We start from the raw sequence: 23,191 nt of genomic DNA, 5'->3' as shown, positions 1-23,191 counted from the left end.
ATGCCTAACCTCATCGGTCTGCCCGGGCAAACCGTGGCCAAACTTCAGCAGTACTTCGAGCGCGGCTCGGCCGAACTGCACTACGTGCGCAAGATCTTCGAAGCGGGCGCGTTCCGGCTGGAGCCGCCGCAGAACTACGCGGCGATGGCCGCCGACATCGTCAAGTGGGGCGAGTTCGGCATGCTGCCCTCACTCAACGCAAGGCGCCATCCGGACCGGGCGGCGTGCATCGACGAAGAGGGCGAATTCAGCTACGCCGAGCTGGACAAGGCCGCCCACGCGGTGGCCAACGGGCTGATCGAGAAGGGCGTCAAGGGCGGCGACGGCGTGGCCATCCTGGCCCGCAACCATCGCTGGTTCCTCATCGCCAACTACGGCGCCGCCCGGGTCGGGGCCCGCATCATCCTGCTCAACAGCGAGTTCTCCGGCCCGCAGATCAAGGAGGTGTCCGAGCGCGAGGGCGCCAAGCTGATCATCTACGACGACGAGTACACCAAGGCGGTCAGCAAAGCCGAGCCGGAGCTGGGCAAGCTGCGGGCCCTGGGGACCAACCCGGACAGCGACGAGCCGTCCGGCAGCGAGGACGAGACGCTGGCCGACCTGATCTCGCGCAGTAGTAAGGCGCCGGCCCCCAAGGCCTCTCGGCATGCGTCGATCATCATCCTGACCAGCGGGACCACCGGCACCCCCAAGGGGGCCAACCGCAGCACCCCGCCGACGCTGGCACCGGTCGGCGGCATCCTGTCGCACGTTCCGTTCAAGGCCAACGAGGTGACGTCGCTGCCCGCGCCCATGTTCCACGCGCTGGGGTACCTGCACGGCACCATCGCGATGTTCCTGGGGTCGACGCTGGTGTTGCGGCGCAAGTTCAAGCCGCCGCTGGTGCTGGCGGACATCGAGAAGCACAAGGTGACCGCGATGGTCGTGGTGCCCGTGATGCTGTCGCGCATCCTCGACGCGCTGGAGAAGATGGACAAGAAGCCCGACCTGTCCAGCCTGAAGATCGTGTTCATCTCCGGCTCGCAGCTGGGCGCCGAGCTGGCCAACCGCGCGCTGAAGGACCTGGGTCCGGTCATCTACAACATGTACGGCTCGACCGAGATCGCGTTCGCCACCATCGCCGGGCCCAAGGACCTGCAACGCAACGCGGCCACGGTCGGACCGGTGGTCAAGGGCGTCAAGGTCAAGATCCTCGACGACAACGGCAACGAGGTGCCGCAGGGCGACGTCGGCCGGATCTTCGTCGGCAACGCCTTCCCCTTCGAGGGCTACACCGGCGGCGGCCACAAGCAGATCATCGACGGCCTGATGTCATCCGGCGACGTCGGCTACTTCGACGAGCACGGCCTGCTCTACGTCAGCGGTCGCGACGACGAGATGATCGTCTCCGGCGGTGAGAACGTCTTCCCCGCCGAGGTCGAGGACCTGATCAGCGGGCATCCCGATGTCGTGGAGGCCACCGCGATCGGGGTCGAGGACAAGGAGTGGGGCCACCGGCTGCGGGCCTTCGTCGTCAAGAAGGAGGACGCCAGCCTCGACGAGGACACCGTCAAGCACTACGTGCGCGACCACCTGGCCCGCTACAAGGTGCCGCGGGAGGTGGTCTTCCTCGACGAGCTGCCGCGCAACCCCACCGGCAAGATCCTCAAGCGCGAGCTGCGCGAGATGGAGATCGACTAGCCAGCGCGAGCAGACGCCAAAGCCCCCCACGCCTCGGCGTGCCGGGGGCTTTGGCGTCTGCTCGCCCTAGCGCCGATGCTGAATGGCGCGAGTGATCTGGGCCGCGAGTTTGGGGTCGGCCAGCAGCTGGTCGATGAGCGCGGAGAGGACCTCCTGCCCGGTCACCCGGGCGACGCCGATGCGGTCGGCGGCCTCTCGCTGCCAAATGTCGAGGGCCCGGTGCGTGGCGGCGGGCAGGTCGACGGTCCGCCGCGTCCGTTGCATGCGTGCCGGCCGGTCACCCGGGTCGGCCGACCTCGGCGCTGGCCTGGCGATCCGTGGCGGGCGCGGTTGCGCCAACCCCGGGATGCGCTCGGTCGCCGTTGAGTCCGCGGGGGGCGCGCCGGGTCCGGTGTGGCTGGGCTTGAAGTTCACTGCGGCGATCGTCCCTCCGTCGGTGGGCAATCAGTAGATCAGTACGGGGATCGTGCGTCAGTTGCTACCGATTCTGTCACCATAGCGGCGCCGGGTCGCGTCCCGAGCCGCGGCCGCGGGCCGCTGCGGCGATTTTGCGCGGCGCAGGGCGGGGAAGAATAATTGGCGGCCTGACCGTTGCTCATAAACATCCAGCCGCCGGGTCCTGCGCCAATTGCTCGGCATCCGGAATGCGTGCGCCTCATGATTTTCGTGAATACGAAAGTCCGAACTTCAGTGACTCAGTAAAGCCCTCTTTAGCAGCTATTTAAGCCGCATATGCGGATACTGATCTCAGTATGCGCGCGAATTGTGAAATACAGACGTCCGGCAAGAGCATTCAATGCAAAGCAAATTCAAAGCGATATTTGTCGATTTGCCGTTGTTTGCCCGAAAATATCTGGGTAACGTTTTAGACATCTGAAGGTCTCGGGAAGGGGCTTCGCATGATGGTTTCACTGCGATCCACGCGCAAGGTCGCCGCTGGTGCAGCGGGCGCGGCCGCGCTGGCCGCAGCAATGCTATTCGGCGGCATCCCCGCGGCGCAGGCAGCACCCGCAACCCACGTCGGCGCACCGCTCGGTCCTGGCGTTATCCCCGCCAACCCCGGCGGGGGCGGCGGTGGCCACGGCGGTGGCGGAAACGGCGGCGGCCACGGCCCCGGTGTCCCCGGGCCCGGCGGCGGCCACGGCCCCGGTGTCCCCGGTCCCGGGTGGGGTCACGGTCCCGGCCCCGGGTGGGGTCACGACAGCGGCTGGGACGGCTGGCGTCACCCCGGCGGTGCCGGCAACGGTTGGGGCAACATCCCTCCCGGCCGCGGTTTCTGGGCTCCCGGGCACTGGTGGGGCCCTCCCGAGCAGTGGTGGAACTGGTGGTGGTGAGCCAAGCCACCATCACCGCGCGGCGTCGGTCAGCTTGTCCTGCCGAGCGTTTTAGGTTGGCCGGCCCGCGCTCAGGGGGAGAGAGCCATGCCGGCAGCCATGCGCGGTCGGCATGGCCCCCGCCAAAGACATCCATGCCGGCCTGAGACCGGCCTCAGGCCGGCATGGATTCCTCTTACGGGTCGCGGGGCAGGCCCAGCAGCCGTTCGGCGATGATGTTGAGCTGCACCTCCGACGTGCCCCCGTAGATCGTGGTGGCCCGGCTGGCCAGCAGGTACTCGCCCCACTTGCCCGGCAGCTCGTCGGTGTCGCCGATGGCGGCGTCGGTCCCGAAGGAGGACACCGCGAACTCGGCATAACCCTGTCCGGTGCGCATCGACAGCAGCTTCGAGATCGCGGCCGACGGCATGGCGTCCCCGCCCGCCAGCGTCAACAGCGTCGAGCGCAGGTTCAGCACCTTGGCGGCATGCCCCTCGGCGATCAGCTGCCCGGCCCGGTGCTGAGCGACCTGGTCGAACTGCCCGTCGCGGACGAAGTCGACGAAGTCGGAAAGTGTTGCCAGGAAATTGTTGTCGCTGCTGCCGATCGACACCCGCTCGGCCGTCAGGGTGTTGCGGCTGACCTCCCAGCCGCGGTTGACCTCGCCGAGCACGCACTCGTCGGGCACGAACACGTCGTCGATGTAGACGGTGTTGAAAAACTCGGCGCCGGTGAGCTCGCGCAGCGGCTTGACCGTGACGCCCTCGCTTTTCATGTCCAGCAGGAAGTACGTGATGCCGTTGTGCTTCGGCGCGCTCGGGTCGGTTCGAGCCAGCAGCGCGCCCCAGTGCGAGTACTGCGCGTAGGTGGTCCAGATCTTCTGCCCGGTGATGCGCCAACCGCCTTCGGCCCGAGTCGCTTTCGTCGTCAGCCCGGCCAGATCCGACCCGGCGCCCGGCTCGGAGAACAGCTGGCACCAGATCATCTCGCCGCGGAAGGTCGGCGGCAGGAACCGTTGTTTTTGTTCCTCGGTTCCGAACGCGACGATCGACGGGATGATCCAGGCGGCGATGCCGACCTGCGGCCGCTTGACCCGCCCTGCGGTGAACTCCTGGGCGATGATGATCTGCTCGACCGGACTGGACGCCCGGCCCCACGGCTTGGGCAGGTAGGGCAACACCCACCCACCCTCGGCGATCGCGACCTTGCGGGGCTCGCGCTCCATCGCCTTGAGTGCGGCGACCTCGGCCCGGATCTCGTCCCGCAGCTTTTCGGTGTCGGGGTCCAGGTCGACGTCCACCGGGCGCATCCCCGTCGTGGTCGCGGTGTCCACCACCTTTTGCGGGTACTCCGAGCCGCGGCCGAAGCAGGCGGCCAGCATCACCGCTCGGCGGTAGTAGACGTTCGTGTCGTGTTCCCAGGTGAAGCCGATTCCGCCGTGCACCTGGATGCAGTCCTGGGTGCACCGCTGGGCGGCGGCCGGTGCCAGCGTCGCCGCCACGGCGACGGCGAACTCGGCCCTGGAAGCTGTTGTGTCCCAATCGTTTTCGGCGGCCTCGTCGATCGCGCGGGCGGCGTCCCACACCGCGGCGGTGGCCCGCTCGGTGTCGGCGACCATCTCCGCGCACTTGTGCTTGATGGCCTGGAACTGGCCGATCGGTCTGCCGAACTGTTCCCGGATCTTGGCGTATTGCGACGCGGTGTCGGTGGCCCAGCGCGCCACGCCGATCGCCTCCGCGGACAGCAGCGTGCACATCAGCGCGCGCGCGGTCGCCATGGTCAGGTTGCTCAACACGGCGTCGTCGGCGACCTCGACGGCGTTGGCCCGCACATGCGCGATGGGGCGCAGCGGGTCGATGCTCTTCACCGGCTCGATCTCCAGCTGGTCGGCGCGCAGCACCACCCATTCCTCGCCGCTGTCGATCGCGACCGGCAGCACCAATATCGAGGCCTGCGCCGCCGCGGGAACCGCGCGGACCTCGCCGCGGATCACCAGCAGGTCACCCTGCCGGGTGGCGGTCAGGGCGCAGCATTCCAGCGCGTAGGCGGCGATGGCGGCGCCGGACGCCAGCTCGGAGAGCACCTTCGCTTGCGCGTCGTGCGCGGAGATCAGCGCGCTGGCGATCGCCGACGGCACGAACGGCCCGGGCACGGCGCCGTAGCCGAACTCGGCGAGCACGATGGCCAGCTCGAGGATGCCGAACCCCTGGCCGCCGACGGATTCCGCCAGATGAACCCCCTGCAGGCCCTGGTCGGCCGCCGCCCGCCAGTACGGCGGGGGGTTCTCGATCGGTGTCTCCATGGCCGCGTGCAGCACCTCCGACGGCGCGACGCGCGCCACCAGGGATCGCACCGAATCGGCCAGGGCTTGATGCTCAGAAGTTATCGCGATCGGCATTGGTCGCCTTCATTCTCGGGATCCGTTTTGGCCAAGCACCCTCAATCTAATAACCGGTCGGTTGGTTGACCACATTGGCCAGCGGAACCCCGTCGCGCAGCCGGCGGCAGTTCGCGACGGCCTCGGCCAGGTAGCGCCGCATGGTGTCGGCGGTGTACCAGGTGACGTGCGGCGTCAGCACCACGTTGTGCAGGCCGAGCAGCGGGTTGTCGGGCGCGACCGGCTCGACCTCGAAGACGTCCAGCCCCGCGGCGGCCAGCCGGCGGCCGCGCAACGCGTCGACGAGCGCGTCCTCGTCGACGACGCCGCCGCGCGACGTGTTGACCAGTACCGCAGTCGGTTTCATCCGGGCGATCGCGTCCCGGTCCACCAGGTGGGCGGTGTCGGCCGTCAACGGCAGGTGCAGCGACACGATGTCGCTGGCGGCCAGCAGGTCGGGCAGCCGCCGCCAGCCGGGCCGCCCGTCGTCGCGGGTGCTGGTGTGCAGCACGGTGGCGCCCATCGCGGCGACGATGCCGCCGACCCGTTTGGCGATGTTGCCGTAGCCGACCAGCCCGACGGTGCAACCACCGATATCGCGCACGGTCTCGCCAAGTTCCGGGTCGGCCGGCCAGCCGGAGCCGCCGCGCACCGCGCGGTCCAGTGCCGGTAGCCGGCGCAACGCCGCCAGCATCAGCAGCACCGTGCCCTCGGCCACCGACGGCGCGTTGGCGCCGGGCATGTTGGCCACCGCGACACCGCATTTCGTCGCGGTCGCCACGTCGATGGTGTTCACCCCGGCGCCGAGCTTGTGCACCAGGCGCAGCCGCGCCCCGCGTCGCAGGTCGTCGCCCGACAGCGGCCGCAGCACGTGCCAAATCACTTGCGCCTCGGGCAGCTCCCGGTAGAAGGCGGCGTCATCGTCTTCGGCACACCACCGGATCTCGAGCCAATCCGCCTCGGGCGCAACGAAATCCAGCACCTTGTCGCCAGGGGCGAAGTGGGCGAGGACCTTCACGGGATGCTCAGCGCCACCGCTTGAATATCCACTTGGCGATGGTGTCGGCCTGCTCGCTGCGCGCGCCCGGGGTGGTGAAGTAGTGGTCGGTGTCGATCGAGTGGCGCGTCTTGTCGGTGCTGGCGAGCGCGTCGTGGATGCGCTGGGCGTCGGACGGAAAGACGCCGGTGTCGGCCTCGGCGTTGATCACCAGGGCCGGGCAGGTGATGCGGGCCAGGTGCGGCTCGGCGCGGGTTTGCGCCACCCGCAGGCTCCACATGCCCAGCCAGTTGCGCAGCGTGCACGCCGCGGCGATGCCGTGCGCCGAGCGGTTGGCCTTGACCGGGATGCCCGCATAGCACAGGTTCGGTGCGCGTTTGGTGGGCTCGATGCTGGGATCGACCATGCGGGGATCGGCCCATGTGCGCATCACGGTGAACGGCCGATCGGAAAACCCCGCGGCGCGAACGCGTTTGAGCTCCGTCTCGACCCAATCGGTGATGGCATGGTTGCGCGCGGTCTGCGCCGCGCGGTAGCGGGCCAGGAACTCCGGCGAGTACGGGGGACCGTTGGCCTCGTTGAACAGGTCAAGGTCGGGATCGCTGGCGACGGGATCGTTCTCGTCGACGACGGCGGCGTCCATCCACGCCGTCAGCACCTCGGGGCGCCCCGGGTGGGCGGCGGTGGCGACGTAGCCGTCGGCGGGGATCAACTCGGTCAGCCCGGCGGCCGGGCGCATCCCTTCGAGCGGTGTCACGTTGGGCTCGACGGCCTGGGACTGGTAGGCCGCCATCAGCGAGCCACCGCCCGAATTACCCAGCAGCACAACGGTATCGACGCCCTGCACCTCGCGGAGCCAGCGGACGCCCACACCGATGTCCACCAGGGCGTGGTCGAGCAGGAAGCTGCTTTCGAAGCCGCGGAACCGGGTGTTCCAGCCAAGGAACCCGATGCCGCGGGTGGCCATGTAGTCGGCGAGATAGTGCTCGGAGAAGTCGATCTGGTAGTGCGTGGCGATCATCGCCACCTTCGGCTTTCGCCCGACCCCCCGGTGGTACAGCCCCTGGCACGGATGGCCGCCGGCGCCGGCGCGCCCCGCGGTGCGAGACGGCAGCCCGACGAACTCCCGGACGACCCCGGCGGCACCGGTACGACGAGTCAATTCAGCGGATCTCCTCGGGTGTAGATGGCGCGGTAGTAGATGTTGGCGAGGGTCTGGATGCAGGCCCCGTCGTCGGGCTCGGCCGAACGCGTCCCGCTGAGCTGGATGTAGCAGAACTGGTTGAACATGGCCACGATCGCCTCGGCGATCAGCCGCGGGTCGTCGCCGTCGCAGTAGCCCTCGGCCTGGGCGCGTCGGACCGTCTCGGTGATGAAAGAGATGGGTACCGAACACATTTCGGCCCAGTATTGGGCGAAGTCGTCGTTGATCATCGCCAGCTGGGACACGCTGATCATCTCGGCGAGGCGGTTGCGATAGGTGTGCCAGTGCGCGGCGGCGGCCTCGTAGGCGCGTTCGCGATGCGACAGGCCGTGCTGGATCACCGTCGCCGCGCGCTGGTTGGCCTCGTCGCGGAAACGCAGGGCCCACTGGCGGACCATCGCCTCCTTGGAGTCGTAATAGTTGTAAAACGACGCGGCCGAGCGGCCCGCCTCCGCGGCGATGTCGGCGATGGTCGTGGCCAGAATCCCCTTGCGCGCGATGACCGTTCGGGCGGCCAGGTCGATCGCGGCCTGCGTGCGGCGGCCGCGCTGCGTCGGAAAGTCGGCGGCCTGGCCGGGCCGGCCGTTGGGCTCTGCCGCGGTCAACACGGGGCGCACCTCCCTGGAGCAAAACTGAACCTGATGTTAGATTCAGATTCTGATCTTGGCCAGGGCCTGCTCCTCCTCGATGGGGCCCTCCGATGGGAGCCGCAAGATGATCAAGCCGCACAACACCAACACCGAATTCGAGCTCGGCGGCATCAACCACGTCGCGCTGGTGTGCTCGGACATGGCGCGCACGGTGGACTTCTACAGCAACACCCTGGGCATGCCGCTGATCAAATCGCTCGACCTGCCGGGCGGTCAGGGCCAGCACTTCTTCTTCGACGCCGGCAACGGCGACTGCGTGGCCTTCTTCTGGTTCGCCGAGGCGGCCGACCGGGTGCCCGGCATCTCGTCGCCGGGCGCCATTCCGGGCATCGGGGACATCACCAGCGCGGTGAGCACCATGAACCACCTCGCGTTTCATGTGCCGGCCGAGAAGTTCGACGCCTACCGGCAGCGGCTGAAGGAAAAGGGCGTGCGGGTGGGCCCGGTGCTCAACCACGACGAGAGCGAGCGGCAGGTGTCGGCGACGGTGCATCCCGGCGTGTACGTGCGCTCGTTCTACTTTCAGGATCCCGACGGCATCACGCTGGAATTCGCCTGCTGGGTAAAGGAATTCACCGAGAGCGACACGAAGGCGATACCGAAGACCGCGGCCGACCGGCGACCCCGGGTCGAGGCCGTCCGCTAGACCCGCGATGACCGAGGGGGTTTTGACCGACAAGCAGATCGCGGCGTTGACGCCCGAGCAGCGGCGCGACCTGATCGCTCGGCTCGAGCAGCCCCTGAGCGAGCTGATCGACCCGGAGTTCCTCAGCCGGATCCGGCGCATCCGGTTGGGGCTGATGATCGGTGGCTCGTTCGCGATGATCCCCTGGCTCGGGTATCTCTCGGTGACGCTCCCGGAGAATTACGTCGCGCACAACTGGCCGGCCACCTGGGTGGGTTTCGACATTTTGCTGGTCGTGTTCATGGTGGCGACGGCCGTGCTGGGATACCTGCGCCGTCAGCTGCTGGTGCTCGCGGCGTTCACCGCCGGGGTGCTGCTGGTCTGCGACGCGTGGTTCGACCTCATGACCGCCGGGCCCAACGAGGTCTGGTTGTCGGTGATCACGGCGCTCGGAATCGAGGTGCCCCTGGCGGTCGTCCTGATCACCGGTGCGCTACGGATCGTGCGACTCACGATGATGCGATTTTGGCTGCTGAGGCCCGGGATGCGGTTGTGGCACCTGCCGCTGTTTCCTTGAGGCCGTAGAGGTTTGGGTCGGCGAGCCGGTCGAGCAGCGCGGCCAGCTGATCGACGAGCCGGTCCGGTTCGAGCCGGACGTCGCCGGCCAGCCAGGCGCTGATCGTCTGGCCGACGCCGCCCACCGCGAAGTGCGCGCCCGCCTTGATGCGGTCGTTTGCCGGCATCCGCAGCGCGTCGCGGAGATGCTGGCCGGACAGCATGGCCAACAGCGCGCTGGACTCGGCACGCTTGCGCACGATCACGGCGTCGGCGAGCTGGGTGGAGAACAGCAGGCGCCCGACGCGCGGGTCATCGGTGATGGTCCGCACGATGTTGGCCATCCCGGCGCGGGTCTGCTCGTGCACCGGCACCGCCGCGACCGCGGCCTGGGTGGTGGCGGCCAGGTCGGCGACCACCCAGTCGAAGACGCGGCCGACGAATTCGTCCTTGTCGGTAAAGCTTTCGTAGAAGTACCGGGCCGCCAGGCCCGCCCGGCGGCACACGCCCCGCACGGTCAGCGCCGAGACGTCCTGCCGTTCGGCGCCCAGCAGGTCCAGCCCGGCGGTCAGCAGCCGGCCGCGGCGGCCCGCGAGCCGCTCGGCGGCCTTGACCCCGCGGTAGGGGCGGGCGCTTGACGTCATGCGAACCATCTTGACATCGGGGGCGCCACGCGGGCAATATCAGGAAACAAGCGTTCGCACATTTAGCTACCGGGAGGTCCACCTTGGCGATTCACGAACCCGTCCGGCAGCGGCACGTCGAGCGCGCGGTCGCGGATCCGCCCCGCCCGCGGCGGCAGCGACGGCGCATCCGGTCGTTGGGCATCGACGAGGGCCTGATGGGCGTGGCGCTGCTGGCCGGCCCGGCCAACGTGATCATGCAACTGGCGCGGCCCGGCGTCGGCTACGGCGTGCTGGAGAGTCGCGTCGACAGCGGCCGGGTGGACCTGCATCCCATCAAGCGGGCGCGCACCACGTTCACCTACCTCGCGGTGGCCACCGCGGGCAGCGACGCCCAGAAGGACGCGTTTCGCCGCGCGGTGAACCGCGCCCACGCGCAGGTGTACTCCACGCCCGAAAGCCCGGTCGAATACAACGCGTTCGACGTGGACCTGCAGCTGTGGGTGGGGGCGTGCCTGTACAAGGGAGGGGTCGACATCTATCGCATCTTCATCGGCGAGCTGGAGGGCGAGGACGCCGAGCGGCACTACCGCGAGGGCATGTCGCTGGCCACCACGTTGCAGGTGCCGCCGGAGATGTGGCCGCCGGACCGGGCGGCGTTCGACCGGTACTGGCAGGAGTCGCTGGACAAGGTGCACATCGACGACGCCGTCCGCGACTACCTGTATCCGATCGCCGCGGGCCGCATGCGGGGGGTGAAGCTGCCGGGCCCGCTGCAACGCGCGTCGGACAACTTCGCGTTGCTGATCACCACCGGGTTTTTGCCGCAGCGGTTTCGCGACGAGATGCGGCTGCCGTGGGACGCCGCCAGGCAGCGCAGGTTCGACCGGCTGATGGCGGTGTTGCGCACCGTGAACGGCCTCCTGCCGCGATTCGTCCGGCGGTTCCCGTTCAACGTCCTGCTGTGGGACGTCGATCGCCGGATCCGGACGGGGCGCCCGCTGGTCTAGCGCGGTCGAAACCGCGTCGAGCGTGGGGGATATGCACACAGAACGACGGACTTTCGTCCATATCCCCCACGCTCGGCGAGTCGAAGCGAATTCTGCCGGCGAACTAGCGACTCACGACACAAGCGCGTAGCCCGCGGCGAGCCCCCGGCACGCCGCCGTTGATAACGACAATCGTTTTCATTAAGCTCCTTGGTCTGTCGCGGGTCCGGTAGACCCGCCCAGCCCGAGGAGCAACCATGGCCGCGCCGATCTGGATCGCCTCACCGCCGGAGGTGCACTCGGCGCTGCTCAGCGCCGGCCCGGGGCCGGGGCCGCTGCTGGCGGCGGCGGGGGCCTGGAACTCGCTGAGCACCGAATACGCCGCCGCGGCTCAGGAGCTCGGCGCGGCGTTGGCGTCGGTGCAGGCGGGTGCGTGGCAGGGGCCCAGCGCCGCGTCGTACACGGCCGCGCACGCCCCGTACCTGGCGTGGCTGACGGGGGCGAGCGCCGCCAGCGCGGACAGGGCCGCCAGACACGAGACCGCGGCGGCGGCCTACACCGCCGCGTTGGCCACCATGCCCACCCTCGGCGAATTGGCCGCCAACCACGTTGTGCACGGAATGTTGGTGGCCACCAACTTCTTTGGGGTCAACACCATCCCCATTGCCCTCAACGAGGCCGACTACGCGCGGATGTGGGTGCAGGCCGCCACCACGATGAGCACCTACGACGCGGTCTCCACCGCGGCGCTGGCGGCGACGCCGCAAACCGCGCCGGCGCCGCAGATCGTCAAATCCGATGCGTCGAAACAAGATTCGGGAGGCACGTTCACCGACCCCACGGTGGACAATCCACTCGATGACTTCATCGCGAACATCCTGAAAAACTTCGGGATCGATTGGAACCCCGCGGAGGGCACCGTCAACGGGCTGCCGTATGACGCCTACACGAACGCGGGTCAACCGCTCTTCTGGGTCGTCCGGGCTCTGGAACTCTTCGAGGATTTTCAACAATTCGGCTATTACCTGGTGCACAACCCGGCCCTGGCGTTTCAGTACCTGGTTCAACTCGCGCTGTTCGACTGGCCGACGCACATCCTCGAGATCTTCGGCAGCCAACCCGAGTTGCTGGCCCCCGCGATCATCGCGGCCGTTGCCCCCTTCGGGGCCATCGGCGCCTTCGCCGGGCTTGCGGGACTGACCGCGCTGCCGCAGCCCGCGGTCGTCCCGGCGACGGCCCCCGCCGCGGCCCCGCCCGGTGTGTTGCCGGTCGTGGCGACGGCCCCGACCGCCGTCGCGCCGACGGCGGCTCCCGCCCCGGCGCCGGCGCCCGCACCCGCTCCCACCGCGACGGCCACCGCGGCCGGTCCGGCCCCGCCGCCGTCGCCGCCGGCCACCGGCGCGCCGGGATTCTTCCCGCCATACGTCGTCGGGCCGCCGGGCCTCGGCGCCGGCGCGGGCTTGGGCGCCACCGCCGCCGCCAGCGCGAAAAGAAAGGCGCCGGAACCGGATAGCGCCGCGGCGGCGGCCGCCGCGTCGGCGCGCGAGGCGGCGCGGGAGCGCCGGCGGAAGCGGGCGCACCGGCGCGGGCAGGCCGACGAGTTCGCCGACATGCATGTCGACGTCGACCCCGACTGGGGGGAACCGCCCGGCGCCGAGGCGATGGCGTCGGAGCGGGGCGCCGGAAACATCGGCTTCGCCGGCACCGCGCCCCGGGAGGGGGCCGCCGAGGCGGCGGGCCTGACCACACTGGCCGGCGACGAGTTCAGCGGCGGCCCGCGGATGCCGATGCTGCCGGGCAGCTGGGACCCGGAGGGGGGCGACGAGCGGGGAGGCCCCGGCCCGTCGGCGTAGTGTCGGTTGGGTGCGTAGCGAAGGCGATAGTTGGGATATCACAACAAGTGTCGGCTCGACGGCGTTGTTCGTCGCGACCGCCCGGGCGCTCGAGGCGCAGAAGCCCGAGCCGCTGGTGGTCGACGAGTACGCCGAGTTGTTCTGCCGCGCGGTCGGTGGTCACGCGGCCGACGTTCTCGACGGTAAGGACCCCGACCACCCGCTGAAGACCGCCGACTTCGGCGAGCATTTCGTCAACTTCCAGGGCGCCCGCACCAAGTACTTCGACGACTATTTCCGGCGGGCCGCCGAGGCCGGGGTGCGGCAGGTGGTGATCCTGGCGGCGGGGCTGGACTCCCGCGCCTACCGGCTGGACTGGCCGGCCGGGACCACGATCTTCGAGTTGGACCAACCGGCGGTCCTCGATTTCAAGCGCGAGGTGCTCGTCGAGCACGGCGTGCAACCGCGCGCCGAGCGCCGGGAGATCGCGGTCGACCTGCGGGAGGATTGGCCACAGGCCTTGCGGGACAGCGGGTTTGACGCGGCCATGCCGTCGGCGTGGATCGCCGAGGGCCTGCTGATCTATCTGCCGGCCGACGCGGAGGAGCAGCTGTTCAACGGCATCGACGGCCTCGCCGGGCACGGCAGCCACGTCGCGGTCGAGGACGGCGCGCCGCTGCCGCCCGACGAGTTCGAGGAGGCCGTCGAGCAGGAACGCGCGGCGGCCGCCGAGGGCGACCAGCGCCTGTTCTTCCGGTTGGTCTACAACGAGCGGCACGCGCCGGCCGCCGAATGGTTCGGCGGGCGGGGCTGGACCGCGGTCGGCACCCCGTTGGCCGATTACCTCCGCGAGGTCGGCCGGCCCGTGCCGGGACCGGACGACGAGGCCGGCCCGATGATCGCCCGCAACACCCTGGTGAGCGCCGTCAAGGCGTAACCGCGGACCGAAGAACTTCCGATGAATTGAGCGCGCCCGGGAACTTTCCGGTGCCGCGCCCCGACTACTAACGGGCTGATGCGTGCGCCGCCTGACAGCCCGGGCGGCCGTTGATCCCGGAGGAGCCCTGATGGCGGCATCGTCGCGCGTGGTCGCGGGAGGCCGAGAATGACCGCGCCGGTTTGGATGGCATCGCCGCCGGAGGTTCACTCGACGTTGCTGAGCAGCGGGCCCGGGCCCGGCGGCCTGCTGGCGGCCAGCGGCGCGTGGAGTTCGTTGAGCGCGGCCTACACCGAGACGGCGGACGAGCTGACCGGGGTCCTGGCGGCGGTACAGGCCGGGTCGTGGGACGGCCCGAGCGCACAGCAGTATGTCGGCGCGCACCTGCCCTACCTGGCCTGGCTGGCCCGGGCCGGCGCCCAGAGCGCGGCGGTGGCCACCCAGCACGAGGTCGCCGCCACCGCCTACACCGCGGCCCTGGCCGCGATGCCCACCCTGGGCGAGCTGGCCGCCAACCATGCCACCCACGCGGTGTTGGTGGCGACGAATTTCTTCGGGATCAACACCATCCCGATCGCGCTCAACGAGGCCGACTACGCGCGGATGTGGGTGCAGGCGGCCACCACGATGACCACCTATCAGGCCGTGTCCACCGGGGCGGTGGCAGCGGCGCCGCAAACCGATCCGGCGCCGGTCATCATGCACGCCGACGACGGCGGCGGCGACAGCGACGACGACGGCGGCATCGTCGACAACGACGGCGGCGACCCGACCCAGCTGAGCTGGTGGATAAATCGCTTCACCGAGATATTCCAAACCCTGGGCAGGGATTTGGCCGAATTTCCCACCGACCCGGCCGACGCCATATCGGACTTGTTCCGCGACATTCCGCTGCTCATCGCCGACGAATTCACCCACCTCGGCGAGGCCCTGCAGACCTTCCCCCAGCTCGCGGCCGTTCCCTTCGCCGTGCCGGCGGGATTCGCGGGCGGCATCGCGAGCTTCGGCCTGCTGGCCGGGATCCAGCCCGCGGCCGCCCCGGCACCCGCCGCCGCGGCCGCACCGCTGCCCGAGGCGCCGCCGGTCGCGCCGGCCGCCATCGGCGCACCGGCCGTCGGCGCCCCCGCGTCCGCCGCCCCGGCCCCCGCGCCGTCGTCCGCCCCGGCGTCGGCCCCGGCGCCCGCGCCCACCTCCGTGCCGGCGACCGCGGGCCCACCGCCGCCGCCCACCGGCGCCGAGGGAGCGGCCTACCCCTACCTGGTCGGCGGGCCCGGCATCGGGGTCGGCGCCGGCGTCAGCAGCAGCGCACGGCGCAAGGCGCCCCAGCCCGATTCCGCCGCCGCCGCGGCGGCGGCCGCGGCGTCGGCGCGCGAGAAGCGACGGGCGCGCCGGCGCAGGCGGGCGGCGATGAACGAGCACAGCCGCGGCCACCGCTACGAATTCCTGGGCGTGGACGCCGAATCGGAGGTGGACCCGGAACCCGAGGAACCGGAAGCCTCGACGGTGGCGTCCGAGCGGGGCGCGGGGACCCAGGGCTTTGCCGGGACGGCGCGCGCGCAGACGGCCGCGGCCGCGGGGTTGACCACGCTGGCCGCCGACGAGTTCGGGGACGGGCCGGCGCTGCCCATGGTTCCCGGCACCTGGCAGCCGGACCAACCGGACCCGGACCGTTGACCGAGCCGGGAACTTTGCCCGGCCGACGGCCGACTACTGGCTGCGTGTTCGTCCCCCGGGTCCGTCGCGACTAAGGGGGCTTTGCTAATGAAAACCGTTTTCAGTAAGCTGCCCTGCGTGGCGGGCGAATTCCGGAAGGGGGCCCGGTGCCAGGCGGGAATGCCCTGATCAGGGCCTCATGGAGCGGGGACCAAGCGATGGATCACGGGAGCCCAAGCGTCTCGACAGTTAGCTTATGCAATGCTAACTTCAGGCGGTCAGGTTAGGGGAGGCTACATACACATGGGAAGAAGCTGCCGTGGAACGCGGTGACACGGGCATGCTGGCAGCTCAGCCCGTCAACTCTCGGCCGGACGGCAGGGTGGACAGCGACATCGTCAGCCGCTTCGCCACCTGCTGCCGCGCGCTCGGCATCTCGATCTATGAGCGCCGGCGCCCGGCCGACCTGGCGGCCGCGCGCTCGGGCTTCACCGCGCTGACCCGCATCGCTCATGACCAGTGCGACGCCTGGACCGGGCTGGCCGCGGCCGGTGACCTGTCCATCCGGGTGCTGGAGGCGGTGTGGCGCACCGCGGGCACCGCGGGGGTGTTGCAGCGTGAGGTCGAGCTGGCGCCGGGCGCGCTGGGCTTCCGCTACGACACCGGGCTGTATCTGCAGTTCCGGGCCACCGGACCGGACGACTTCGCGCTCGCCTACGCCGCGGCCCTGGCGGATGCCGGGAAGTTCGCCGACGCCGACCGGCTGGTCTCGGAGGTCACCGGGCGCCGCCCCGGCTGGCGTGAGGCCCGCTGGGTCTCGGTGGTGATCAACTACCGCGCGGAGCGCTGGTCGGACGTCGTCAAGCTGCTGACCCCGATCGTCAACGATTCCGACCTCGACGCGGCGTTCGCCCACGCGGCGAAGATCGCCCTGGGCACCGCGCTGGCCCGGCTGGGCATGTTCGCGCCGGCCCTGTCGTATCTCGAGGAGCCCGACGGGCCCGTCGCGATCGCGGCGCTGGACGGTGCGCTGGCCAAGGCGCTGGTGCTGCGCGCCCACGTCGACGAGGAGTCGGCCGGCGAGGTCCTGCAGGACCTGTACGCGGCCCACCCCGAGAACGAGCAAGTCGAACAGGCCTTGTCCGACACCAGCTTCGGGATCGTCACCACCACCGCGGCGCGCATCGAGGCCCGCACCGATCCGTGGGACCCCGAGACCGAGCCCAGCGCGGAGGACTTCGTCGATCCCGCGGCCCACGAACGCAAGGCCGTCCTGCTGCAGGAGGCCGAACGCCAGCTCGCCGAGTTCATCGGCCTGGACGAGGTCAAGAACCAGGTGTCGCGGCTGAAGAGCTCGGTGGCCATGGAGCTGGTGCGCAAGCAGCGCGGGCTCACCGTCGCGCAGCGCACCCACCACCTGGTCTTCGCCGGGCCACCCGGAACCGGCAAGACCACCATCGCCCGCGTGGTCGCCAAGATCTATTGCGGCCTAGGCCTTTTGAAGCGGGAAAACATCAGGGAGGTGCATCGCGCCGACCTCATCGGCCAGCACATCGGCGAGACCGAGGCCAAGACCAACGCGATCATCGACAGCGCGCTGGACGGTGTGCTGTTCCTCGACGAGGCCTACGCGCTGGTGGCCACGGGCGCCAAGAACGACTTCGGGCTGGTGGCGATCGACACGCTGCTGGCCCGCATGGAAAACGACCGCGACCGGCTGGTCGTCATCATCGCCGGCTACCGGGCGGACCTGGACAAGTTCCTGGACACCAACGAGGGTCTGCGGTCCAGGTTCACCCGCAACATCGACTTCCCGTCGTACACGCCGCACGAGCTGGTGGAGATCGCGCACAAGATGGCCGAACAGCGAGACAGCATCTTCGAACAATCCGCGATCGACCACATGGAGGCCCTGTTCGCGAAGCTGGCCGCCGAATCGACGCCCGACGCCAACGGGATCTCGCGGCGCAGCCTCGACATCGCGGGCAACGGCCGGTTCGTCCGCAACATCGTCGAACGCTCCGAGGAGGAACGCGAATTCCGTTTGGACCATTCGGAACAGGCCGGAACCGGCGCGTTCACCGATGAGGAATTGATGACGATCACCGACGAGGACGTGAGCAATTCGGTGGAGCCGCTGCTGCGCGGCCTGGGGCTGTCGGTGCCGGCATGACCAACCCGGAGCAACCAGACGAACGGCGTTCGTTCACCTCGCGAACGCCGGTCAACGACAACCCCGACCGGGTGGCCTACCGCCGCGGTTTCGTCACCCGACACCAGGTGACCGGCTGGCGTTTCGTGATGCGCCGCATCGCCTCCGGAATTGCGTTGCACGACACCAGGATGCTGGTCGACCCGCTGCGCACGCAGTCGCGCGCGGTGCTGATGGGCGTGCTGATCCTGGTCACCGGCCTGGCGGGCTGCTTCGTGTTCTCGCTGATCCGGCCCAACGGGCAGGTCGGCAACAACGCGGTGCTCGCCGACCGATCCACCGCCGCGCTCTACGTGCGGGTCGGCGACGACCTGCACCCGGTGCTCAACCTGACGTCGGCCCGGCTGATCGTCGGTCATCCGGTCAACCCCACCACGGTGAAAAGCACTGAGCTGGACCGGTTTCCGCGCGGCAACCTGATCGGCATCCCGGGCGCACCGGAGCGCATGGTGCAGAACCCCTCCCACGACGCCAACTGGACGGTGTGCGACGCGGTCAGCGAGCCGGCCCCGGGCGGGCACACCGCCCACAGCACGGGCGTCACCGTCATCGCCGGGCCACCGGACAGCCGCGGCGCCCGGGCGGCGACGCTGGGACCCGGGCAGGCGGTCCTGGCCGACTTCACCAATGACAAGGGCACCAGCACGTGGCTGCTGTGGGACGGCAGGCGCAGCCAGATCGACCTGGCCAACCACGCCGTCACCAACGCGCTGGGCCTGGGAGCCGCGGACGTGCCCGCGCCGCGGGCCGTCGCCGCGGGCCTGTTCAACGCGATACCCGAAGCCCCGCCGCTGGCGGCGCCCGGCATCCCGAATGCCGGCGCCCCCACCAACTTCGGCGTGCCCGCGCCGATCGGGGCGGTGGTGGTGTCCTACGCGCTGGACCAGAGTTCGTCGGGCACCCCGCGCTACTACGCCGTGCTGCCGGACGGCCTGCAGCCGATCTCGCCGGTGCTCGCCGCGATCCTGCGCAACACCAATTCCTATGGGCTGGACCAGCCGCCGCGGATCGGGGCCGACCAGGTGGCCAAGCTCCCGGTGTCGCGGATGCTGGACACCACGCGCTATCCCGACCGCCAGATCGCCGTCGTCGACGCGGCCAAGGACCCCGTCACGTGCGCGTACTGGAGCAAGCCGGCCGGGGCGGCCACCAGCTCGCTGAGCCTGCTGTCCGGCTCCGCGCTGCCGGTGCCCGACGGCGTGCGCACCCTCGACCTGGTCGGCGGCGGCGCCCCGGCAACGGCCGCGCGCGTCGCCCTGGCGCCCGGCACCGGTTATTTCACCCAGACCGTGGGCGGCGGCCCGACGGCACCGCCCACCGGCGCGTTGTTCTGGGTCTCCGACACCGGGGTGCGCTACGGCATCGACACCGAGGCCGGCAGCGCAAGCGGTGCCGTCGGACACGGCAAAACCGTTGAGGCCCTTGGCCTGAGCACCCCGGCGATCCCCATCCCGTGGTCGATGCTGTCGCTGTTCGCGAACGGCCCCACGCTGTCGCGCGCCGACGCGCTGCTGGCGCACGACGGCCTGCCCCCCGACAGCAGGCCCGCCCGGCCGGTGTCGGCCGAAGGAGAACCCCGATGAGCCGACTGATCTTCGAGGCGCGCCGCAGGCTGGCGCCGCCGAGCACCCGCAAGGGCAGCATCAGCATCGAGCCGCCGCCCGAGCTGCCCCGGGTGATTCCGCCGTCGCTGCTGCGGCGGGCGATGCCCTACCTGATCCTGATCCTGATCGTCGGCATGGTCGTCGCTTTGTTCGCCACCGGGATGCGGTTGATCTCCCCGCAGACCCTGTTCTTCCCGTTCGTGCTGCTGCTTGCGGCCACCGCCCTGTATCGCGGCAACGACAACAAGACCCGCACCGAGGAGGTCGACGCCGAGCGGGCCGACTACCTGCGTTACCTGTCGGTGGTGCGGGACAACATCCGCACCCAGGCCGCCGAGCAGTGCGCGGCCGCGGAGTGGTCCCATCCGGATCCGGCGGCGCTGGCGACGGTGCCCGGGTCGCGCCGCCAGTGGGAGCGCGACCCGCACGACGCCGACTTCCTGGTGCTGCGGGCCGGCCGGCACCAGGCGCCGCTGGCCACCGCGCTGCGGGTCAAGGACGCCGCCGACGAGATCGACCTGGAACCGGTGTCGCACAGCGCTTTACGCAGCCTGCTGGACACCCAGCGCACCGTCCGCGACGTGCCGACGGGAATCGACCTGACCAAGGTCTCGCGGATCACCGTGCTGGGCGAGGCGGACGAGGTGCGGGCGGCGCTGCGCGCGTGGATCGCTCAGGCGGTGACCTGGCACGACCCGACCGTGCTGGGGGTGGCGCTGGCCGCCCGCGACCTGGAGGGCCCCGACTGGTCCTGGCTGAAGTGGCTGCCGCACGTCGACATTCCCGCTGAGGTCGACGGCGTCGGCCCGGCCCGCTACCTGTCCGGCAAGCCCGACGAGCTGGTTTCGCTGCTGGGACCGGCCCTCGTCGATCGCCCGGCGTTCACGGGTGAGCCCGCGGATGCGTTGCGCCACTTGCTGATCGTCGTCGACGACCCCGACTTCGACGTGAACGCGTCGACGCTGGCGCTGGGCCGGGCGGGCGTCACGGTCGTGCACCGCTCGGACACCCCGCCGCACCGCGAACAGTATTCGGACCCGGAAAGGCCGATCCTGCGCGTCGCGCACGGGGCCATCGACCGCTGGCAGACCGGCGGCTGGCAGCGCTACATCGACGCCGCCGACCGATTCGGCACCGACGAGGCCGCCCACCTGGCCCGCCAGCTGTCCCGGTGGGACTCCAACCCCACCCACACCGGGTTGCGCTCGGCGGCCACCCGCGGCGCCACCTTCACCACGCTGCTGGGCATTCCGGACGCGTCGCAGCTCGACGTGCCGACGCTGTGGGCGCCGCGCAGCCGCGACGACGAGTTGCGGGTGCCGATCGGGGTCACCGCGACGGGCGAGCCGCTGATCTTCGACCTCAAGGACGAGGCCGAGGGCGGGATGGGTCCGCACGGCCTGATGATCGGCATGACCGGGTCCGGCAAGTCGCAGACCCTGATGTCGATCCTGTTGTCGCTGTTGACAACCCACTCGGCCGACCGGCTGATCGTCATCTACGCCGACTTCAAGGGCGAGGCCGGCGCGGACAGCTTCCGCGACTTCCCCCAGGTCGTCGCGGTGATCTCGAACATGGCCGAGAAGAAGTCGCTGGCCGACCGGTTCGCCGACACGCTGCGCGGCGAGGTGGCGCGCCGCGAGACGCTGCTGCGCGAGGCCGGCCGCCGGGTCCAGGGCAGCGCGTTCAACTCGGTGGTCGAGTACGAGAACGCGATCGCGGCCGGGCATGACCTCGCCCCGATCCCGACGCTGTTCGTGGTCGCCGACGAGTTCACCCTGATGCTGGCCGATCACCCGGAATACGCGGAGCTGTTCGACTACGTGGCCCGCAAGGGCCGCTCGTTCCGCATCCACATCCTGTTCGCGTCCCAGACGCTGGACGTGGGCAAGATCAAGGACATCGACAAGAACACCTCGTACCGGATCGGGCTGAAGGTGGCCAGCCCCAGCGTTTCTCGCCAGATCATCGGCGTGGAGGACGCCTACCACATCGAGTCCGGCAAGGAGCACAAGGGCGTGGGCTTTTTGGTGCCCGCCCCCGGCGCGACCCCGGTCAAGTTCCGCAGCACCTATGTCGACGGGATCTACGACCCGCCACAGAAGGCCAAAGCGCTTGTGGTGCAGTCCGTTCCGGAGCCGAAGCTGTTCACCGCCGAGCGGGTCGAGCCGGATCAGACCACGGTGATCTCGGAGGAAGAGGAGCCGACCGGGCCGCCGCGCAAGCTGATCGCGACGATCGGCGAGCAGCTGGCCCGCTACGGGCCGCGGGCGCCGCAGCTGTGGCTGCCGCCGCTCGACGAGCCCATCCCGCTCACCGCGGCGCTGGCCCGCGCCGGGATAGGCCAACGGCAGTGGCGCTGGCCGCTCGGCGAGATCGACAAGCCCTTCGAGATGCGCCGCGACCCACTGGTTTTCGACGCCACGTCGTCGGCCGGGAACATGGTGATCCACGGCGGGGCCAAGTCGGGCAAATCGACCGCGCTGCAGACCTTCATCATGTCGGCCGCCAGCCTGCACTCGCCGCGCGACGTCACGTTCTACTGCCTCGACTACGGCGGCGGGCAGCTGCGGGCGCTGGAGGACCTGGCGCACGTCGGCAGCGTCGCCTCGGCGCTGGAGCCCGAACGCATCCGCCGCACCTTCGGCGAGCTGGAGCAGCTGCTGCTGTCGCGGCAGCGGCGGGAGATGTTCCGCGACAAGCACGGCTCGGCGCCCGACGACGGCTTCGGCGAGGTGTTCCTGGTCATCGACAACCTCTACGCGTTCGGCCGCGACAACACCGACCAGTTCAACACCCGAAACCCGTTGCTGGCCAAGGTGACCGAGCTGGTCAACATCGGCCTGGCGTACGGTATCCATGTCGTCATCACCACGCCGAGCTGGCTGGAGGTGCCGCTGGCGATGCGCGACGGCCTCGGGCTGCGGCTGGAGCTGCGGCTGCACGACGCGCGGGACAGCAACGTGCGGGTGGTCGGCGCCCTGCGCCGCCCGGCCGACGCCGTGCCGCACGACCAGCCGGGCCGCGGGCTGACGATGGCCGCGGAGCACTTCCTGTTCGCGGCTCCGGAGCTGGACCAGATAGCCGCGATCAACGCCCGCTACCCCGGCATGGCCGCGCCGCCGGTCCGGCTGCTGCCCACCAATCTGGCGCCCGAGGCCGTCGGGGCGCTGTACCGCGGCCCGGAGAAGGTGGTCATCGGCCAGCGCGAAGAGGACCTGGCGCCCGTCGTCCTCGACTTCGCCGACAACCCGCTGCTGATGGTGTTCGGCGACAGCAAGTCCGGCAAGACCACGCTGCTGCGCCACATCATCCGCACCATCCGCGAGAACTCGACGCCCGACGAGGTCGCCTTCACCGTGCTGGACCGGCGCCTGCACCTGGTCGACGAGCCGCTGTTCCCCGACAACGAGTACACCGCCAACATCGACCGGATCGTCCCCGCGATGCTGGGGCTGGCCAACCTCATCGAGTCGCGGCGCCCGCCCGCGGGTTTGTCGCCCGCCGACCTGGCGCGCTGGACCTTCGAGGGCCACACGCACTACCTGATCATCGACGACGTCGACCAGGTGCCGGACGCCCCGGCGATGAGCGGCCCCCACATCGGGCAGCGGCCGTGGACCCCGCTGATCGGCCAGCTGTCGCAGGCCGCCGACCTAGGGCTGCGGGTGATCGTCACGGCGCGCGCCACCGGGTCGGGCCACGCGCTGATGACCAACCCGTTGCTGCGCCGCTTCAACGACCTGCAGGCGACCACGCTGATGCTCGCGGGCAACCCGCAGGACAGCGGCAAGATCCGGGGCCAGCGATTCGGCCGGTTGCCCGCCGGGCGGGCAATCCTGTTGGGCGACAGCGACAGTCCCGCTTACGTGCAGTTGGTCAACCCGCTGGTTGGCGAGTCCGTGATGGTCAGTGAAACGCAGAGAGGACAGGAGTAGCC

Annotated in this window: 17 protein-coding genes; 11 read left to right on the top strand and 6 right to left on the bottom strand. The window is 70.1% G+C overall.

Annotated features, from left to right (window positions below; all coding sequences use genetic code 11):
* Positions 1–1,680 (top strand): long-chain-fatty-acid--CoA ligase FadD2, encoded by a 1,680-nt coding sequence (gene fadD2, locus AC5Y6X_RS24175; protein ID WP_499989651.1) that lies wholly within the window; start codon positions 1–3, stop codon positions 1,678–1,680.
* 66 nt (positions 1,681–1,746) lie between these two features.
* On the opposite strand, the gene AC5Y6X_RS24170 is transcribed toward fadD2, so the two are convergent.
* Positions 1,747–2,094, bottom strand: coding sequence for an ATPase (locus AC5Y6X_RS24170; RefSeq protein ID WP_324682183.1), 348 nt, complete (start codon positions 2,092–2,094; stop codon positions 1,747–1,749).
* Positions 2,095–2,579: 485 nt separating this feature from the next.
* On the opposite strand from AC5Y6X_RS24170, the gene AC5Y6X_RS24165 reads away from it, so the two are divergent.
* Positions 2,580–3,014: a hypothetical protein gene (locus AC5Y6X_RS24165; protein ID WP_499989650.1), complete on the top strand. Its 435-nt coding sequence runs from the start codon at positions 2,580–2,582 to the stop codon at positions 3,012–3,014.
* Positions 3,015–3,189: 175 nt separating this feature from the next.
* Here the strand turns inward: AC5Y6X_RS24165 and AC5Y6X_RS24160 are convergent, their stop codons facing one another.
* Genes AC5Y6X_RS24160 through AC5Y6X_RS24145 form a run of 4 tightly spaced genes read right to left on the bottom strand, consistent with a single transcriptional unit; the run spans position 3,190 to position 8,179 of the window.
* Positions 3,190–5,391, bottom strand: a complete 2,202-nt coding sequence (locus tag AC5Y6X_RS24160) for an acyl-CoA dehydrogenase family protein (protein ID WP_499989649.1) — start codon at positions 5,389–5,391, stop codon at positions 3,190–3,192.
* 46 nt (positions 5,392–5,437) lie between these two features.
* On the bottom strand, positions 5,438–6,388 hold the full coding sequence (locus AC5Y6X_RS24155; RefSeq protein WP_499989648.1) for a 2-hydroxyacid dehydrogenase: 951 nt from the start codon (positions 6,386–6,388) through the stop codon (positions 5,438–5,440).
* A gap of 7 nt (positions 6,389–6,395) precedes the next feature.
* A complete protein-coding gene (locus tag AC5Y6X_RS24150) occupies positions 6,396–7,529 on the bottom strand; it encodes an alpha/beta hydrolase family protein (RefSeq protein ID WP_499989647.1) in 1,134 nt (377 codons plus the stop codon).
* Complete coding sequence (locus AC5Y6X_RS24145) at positions 7,526–8,179, bottom strand: TetR/AcrR family transcriptional regulator (protein WP_499989646.1); 654 nt, start codon at positions 8,177–8,179, stop codon at positions 7,526–7,528. Before AC5Y6X_RS24145 ends, AC5Y6X_RS24150 begins: the two co-directional genes overlap by 4 nt.
* Before the next feature lie 106 nt (positions 8,180–8,285).
* Between AC5Y6X_RS24145 and AC5Y6X_RS24140 the strand changes: the two genes are divergently transcribed.
* Both AC5Y6X_RS24140 and AC5Y6X_RS24135 read left to right on the top strand, forming a co-directional pair.
* Positions 8,286–8,867, top strand: coding sequence for a VOC family protein (locus AC5Y6X_RS24140; RefSeq protein WP_499989645.1), 582 nt, complete (start codon positions 8,286–8,288; stop codon positions 8,865–8,867).
* A 7-nt stretch (positions 8,868–8,874) separates the two neighbouring features.
* Positions 8,875–9,423 (top strand): hypothetical protein, encoded by a 549-nt coding sequence (locus tag AC5Y6X_RS24135; RefSeq protein ID WP_499989644.1) that lies wholly within the window; start codon positions 8,875–8,877, stop codon positions 9,421–9,423.
* Here AC5Y6X_RS24135 and AC5Y6X_RS24130 read toward each other — a convergent pair.
* On the bottom strand, positions 9,356–10,045 hold the full coding sequence (locus AC5Y6X_RS24130; RefSeq protein ID WP_324682195.1) for a TetR/AcrR family transcriptional regulator: 690 nt from the start codon (positions 10,043–10,045) through the stop codon (positions 9,356–9,358). The genes AC5Y6X_RS24135 and AC5Y6X_RS24130 overlap by 68 nt on opposite strands.
* Positions 10,046–10,128: 83 nt before the next feature.
* Between AC5Y6X_RS24130 and AC5Y6X_RS24125 the strand changes: the two genes are divergently transcribed.
* The 7 genes from AC5Y6X_RS24125 to eccCa all read left to right on the top strand — a co-directional run bounded on the left by AC5Y6X_RS24125 (position 10,129) and on the right by eccCa (position 23,189).
* Positions 10,129–11,034, top strand: a complete 906-nt coding sequence (locus AC5Y6X_RS24125) for an oxygenase MpaB family protein (protein ID WP_499989643.1) — start codon at positions 10,129–10,131, stop codon at positions 11,032–11,034.
* Between the two features lie 236 nt (positions 11,035–11,270).
* Entirely contained in the window at positions 11,271–12,866 is a 1,596-nt protein-coding gene (locus AC5Y6X_RS24120) for a PPE family protein (protein ID WP_499989642.1), read from the top strand.
* 10 nt (positions 12,867–12,876) lie between these two features.
* Positions 12,877–13,782 carry a class I SAM-dependent methyltransferase gene (locus AC5Y6X_RS24115; RefSeq protein WP_499989641.1) on the top strand — a complete coding sequence of 302 codons (906 nt, stop codon included), beginning with the start codon at positions 12,877–12,879 and terminating at the stop codon, positions 13,780–13,782.
* A 168-nt stretch (positions 13,783–13,950) separates the two neighbouring features.
* Complete coding sequence (locus AC5Y6X_RS24110; RefSeq protein WP_499989640.1) at positions 13,951–15,456, top strand: PPE domain-containing protein; 1,506 nt, start codon at positions 13,951–13,953, stop codon at positions 15,454–15,456.
* Between the two features lie 298 nt (positions 15,457–15,754).
* Positions 15,755–17,608 carry a type VII secretion AAA-ATPase EccA gene (gene eccA / locus AC5Y6X_RS24105; RefSeq protein ID WP_499989639.1) on the top strand — a complete coding sequence of 618 codons (1,854 nt, stop codon included), beginning with the start codon at positions 15,755–15,757 and terminating at the stop codon, positions 17,606–17,608.
* Positions 17,605–19,230 (top strand): type VII secretion protein EccB, encoded by a 1,626-nt coding sequence (gene eccB / locus AC5Y6X_RS24100; RefSeq protein WP_499989638.1) that lies wholly within the window; start codon positions 17,605–17,607, stop codon positions 19,228–19,230. Before eccA ends, eccB begins: the two co-directional genes overlap by 4 nt.
* Positions 19,227–23,189, top strand: coding sequence for a type VII secretion protein EccCa (gene eccCa / locus AC5Y6X_RS24095; protein WP_499989637.1), 3,963 nt, complete (start codon positions 19,227–19,229; stop codon positions 23,187–23,189). The genes eccB and eccCa overlap by 4 nt, the downstream gene beginning before the upstream one ends.
* The last annotated feature ends 2 nt before the right edge of the window (positions 23,190–23,191 follow it).

The organism is Mycobacterium sp. NGS26 (genome assembly GCF_059813025.1).
This window is presented reverse-complemented; position numbering and strand designations above follow the sequence as displayed.

Bases quoted from the DNA above. Each gene is read 5' to 3' on its own strand.
- fadD2 (WP_499989651.1), top strand. From the start codon at position 1: ATGCCTAACCTCATCGGTCTGCCCGGGCAAACCGTGGCCAAACTTCAG.
- AC5Y6X_RS24165 (WP_499989650.1), top strand. From the start codon at position 2,580: ATGATGGTTTCACTGCGATCCACGCGCAAGGTCGCCGCTGGTGCAGCG.
- AC5Y6X_RS24160 (WP_499989649.1), bottom strand. From the start codon at position 5,391: ATGCCGATCGCGATAACTTCTGAGCATCAAGCCCTGGCCGATTCGGTG.
- AC5Y6X_RS24140 (WP_499989645.1), top strand. From the start codon at position 8,286: ATGATCAAGCCGCACAACACCAACACCGAATTCGAGCTCGGCGGCATC.
- AC5Y6X_RS24135 (WP_499989644.1), top strand. From the start codon at position 8,875: ATGACCGAGGGGGTTTTGACCGACAAGCAGATCGCGGCGTTGACGCCC.
- AC5Y6X_RS24130 (WP_324682195.1), bottom strand. From the start codon at position 10,045: ATGACGTCAAGCGCCCGCCCCTACCGCGGGGTCAAGGCCGCCGAGCGG.
- AC5Y6X_RS24120 (WP_499989642.1), top strand. From the start codon at position 11,271: ATGGCCGCGCCGATCTGGATCGCCTCACCGCCGGAGGTGCACTCGGCG.
- AC5Y6X_RS24110 (WP_499989640.1), top strand. From the start codon at position 13,951: ATGACCGCGCCGGTTTGGATGGCATCGCCGCCGGAGGTTCACTCGACG.
- eccB (WP_499989638.1), top strand. From the start codon at position 17,605: ATGACCAACCCGGAGCAACCAGACGAACGGCGTTCGTTCACCTCGCGA.
- eccCa (WP_499989637.1), top strand. From the start codon at position 19,227: ATGAGCCGACTGATCTTCGAGGCGCGCCGCAGGCTGGCGCCGCCGAGC.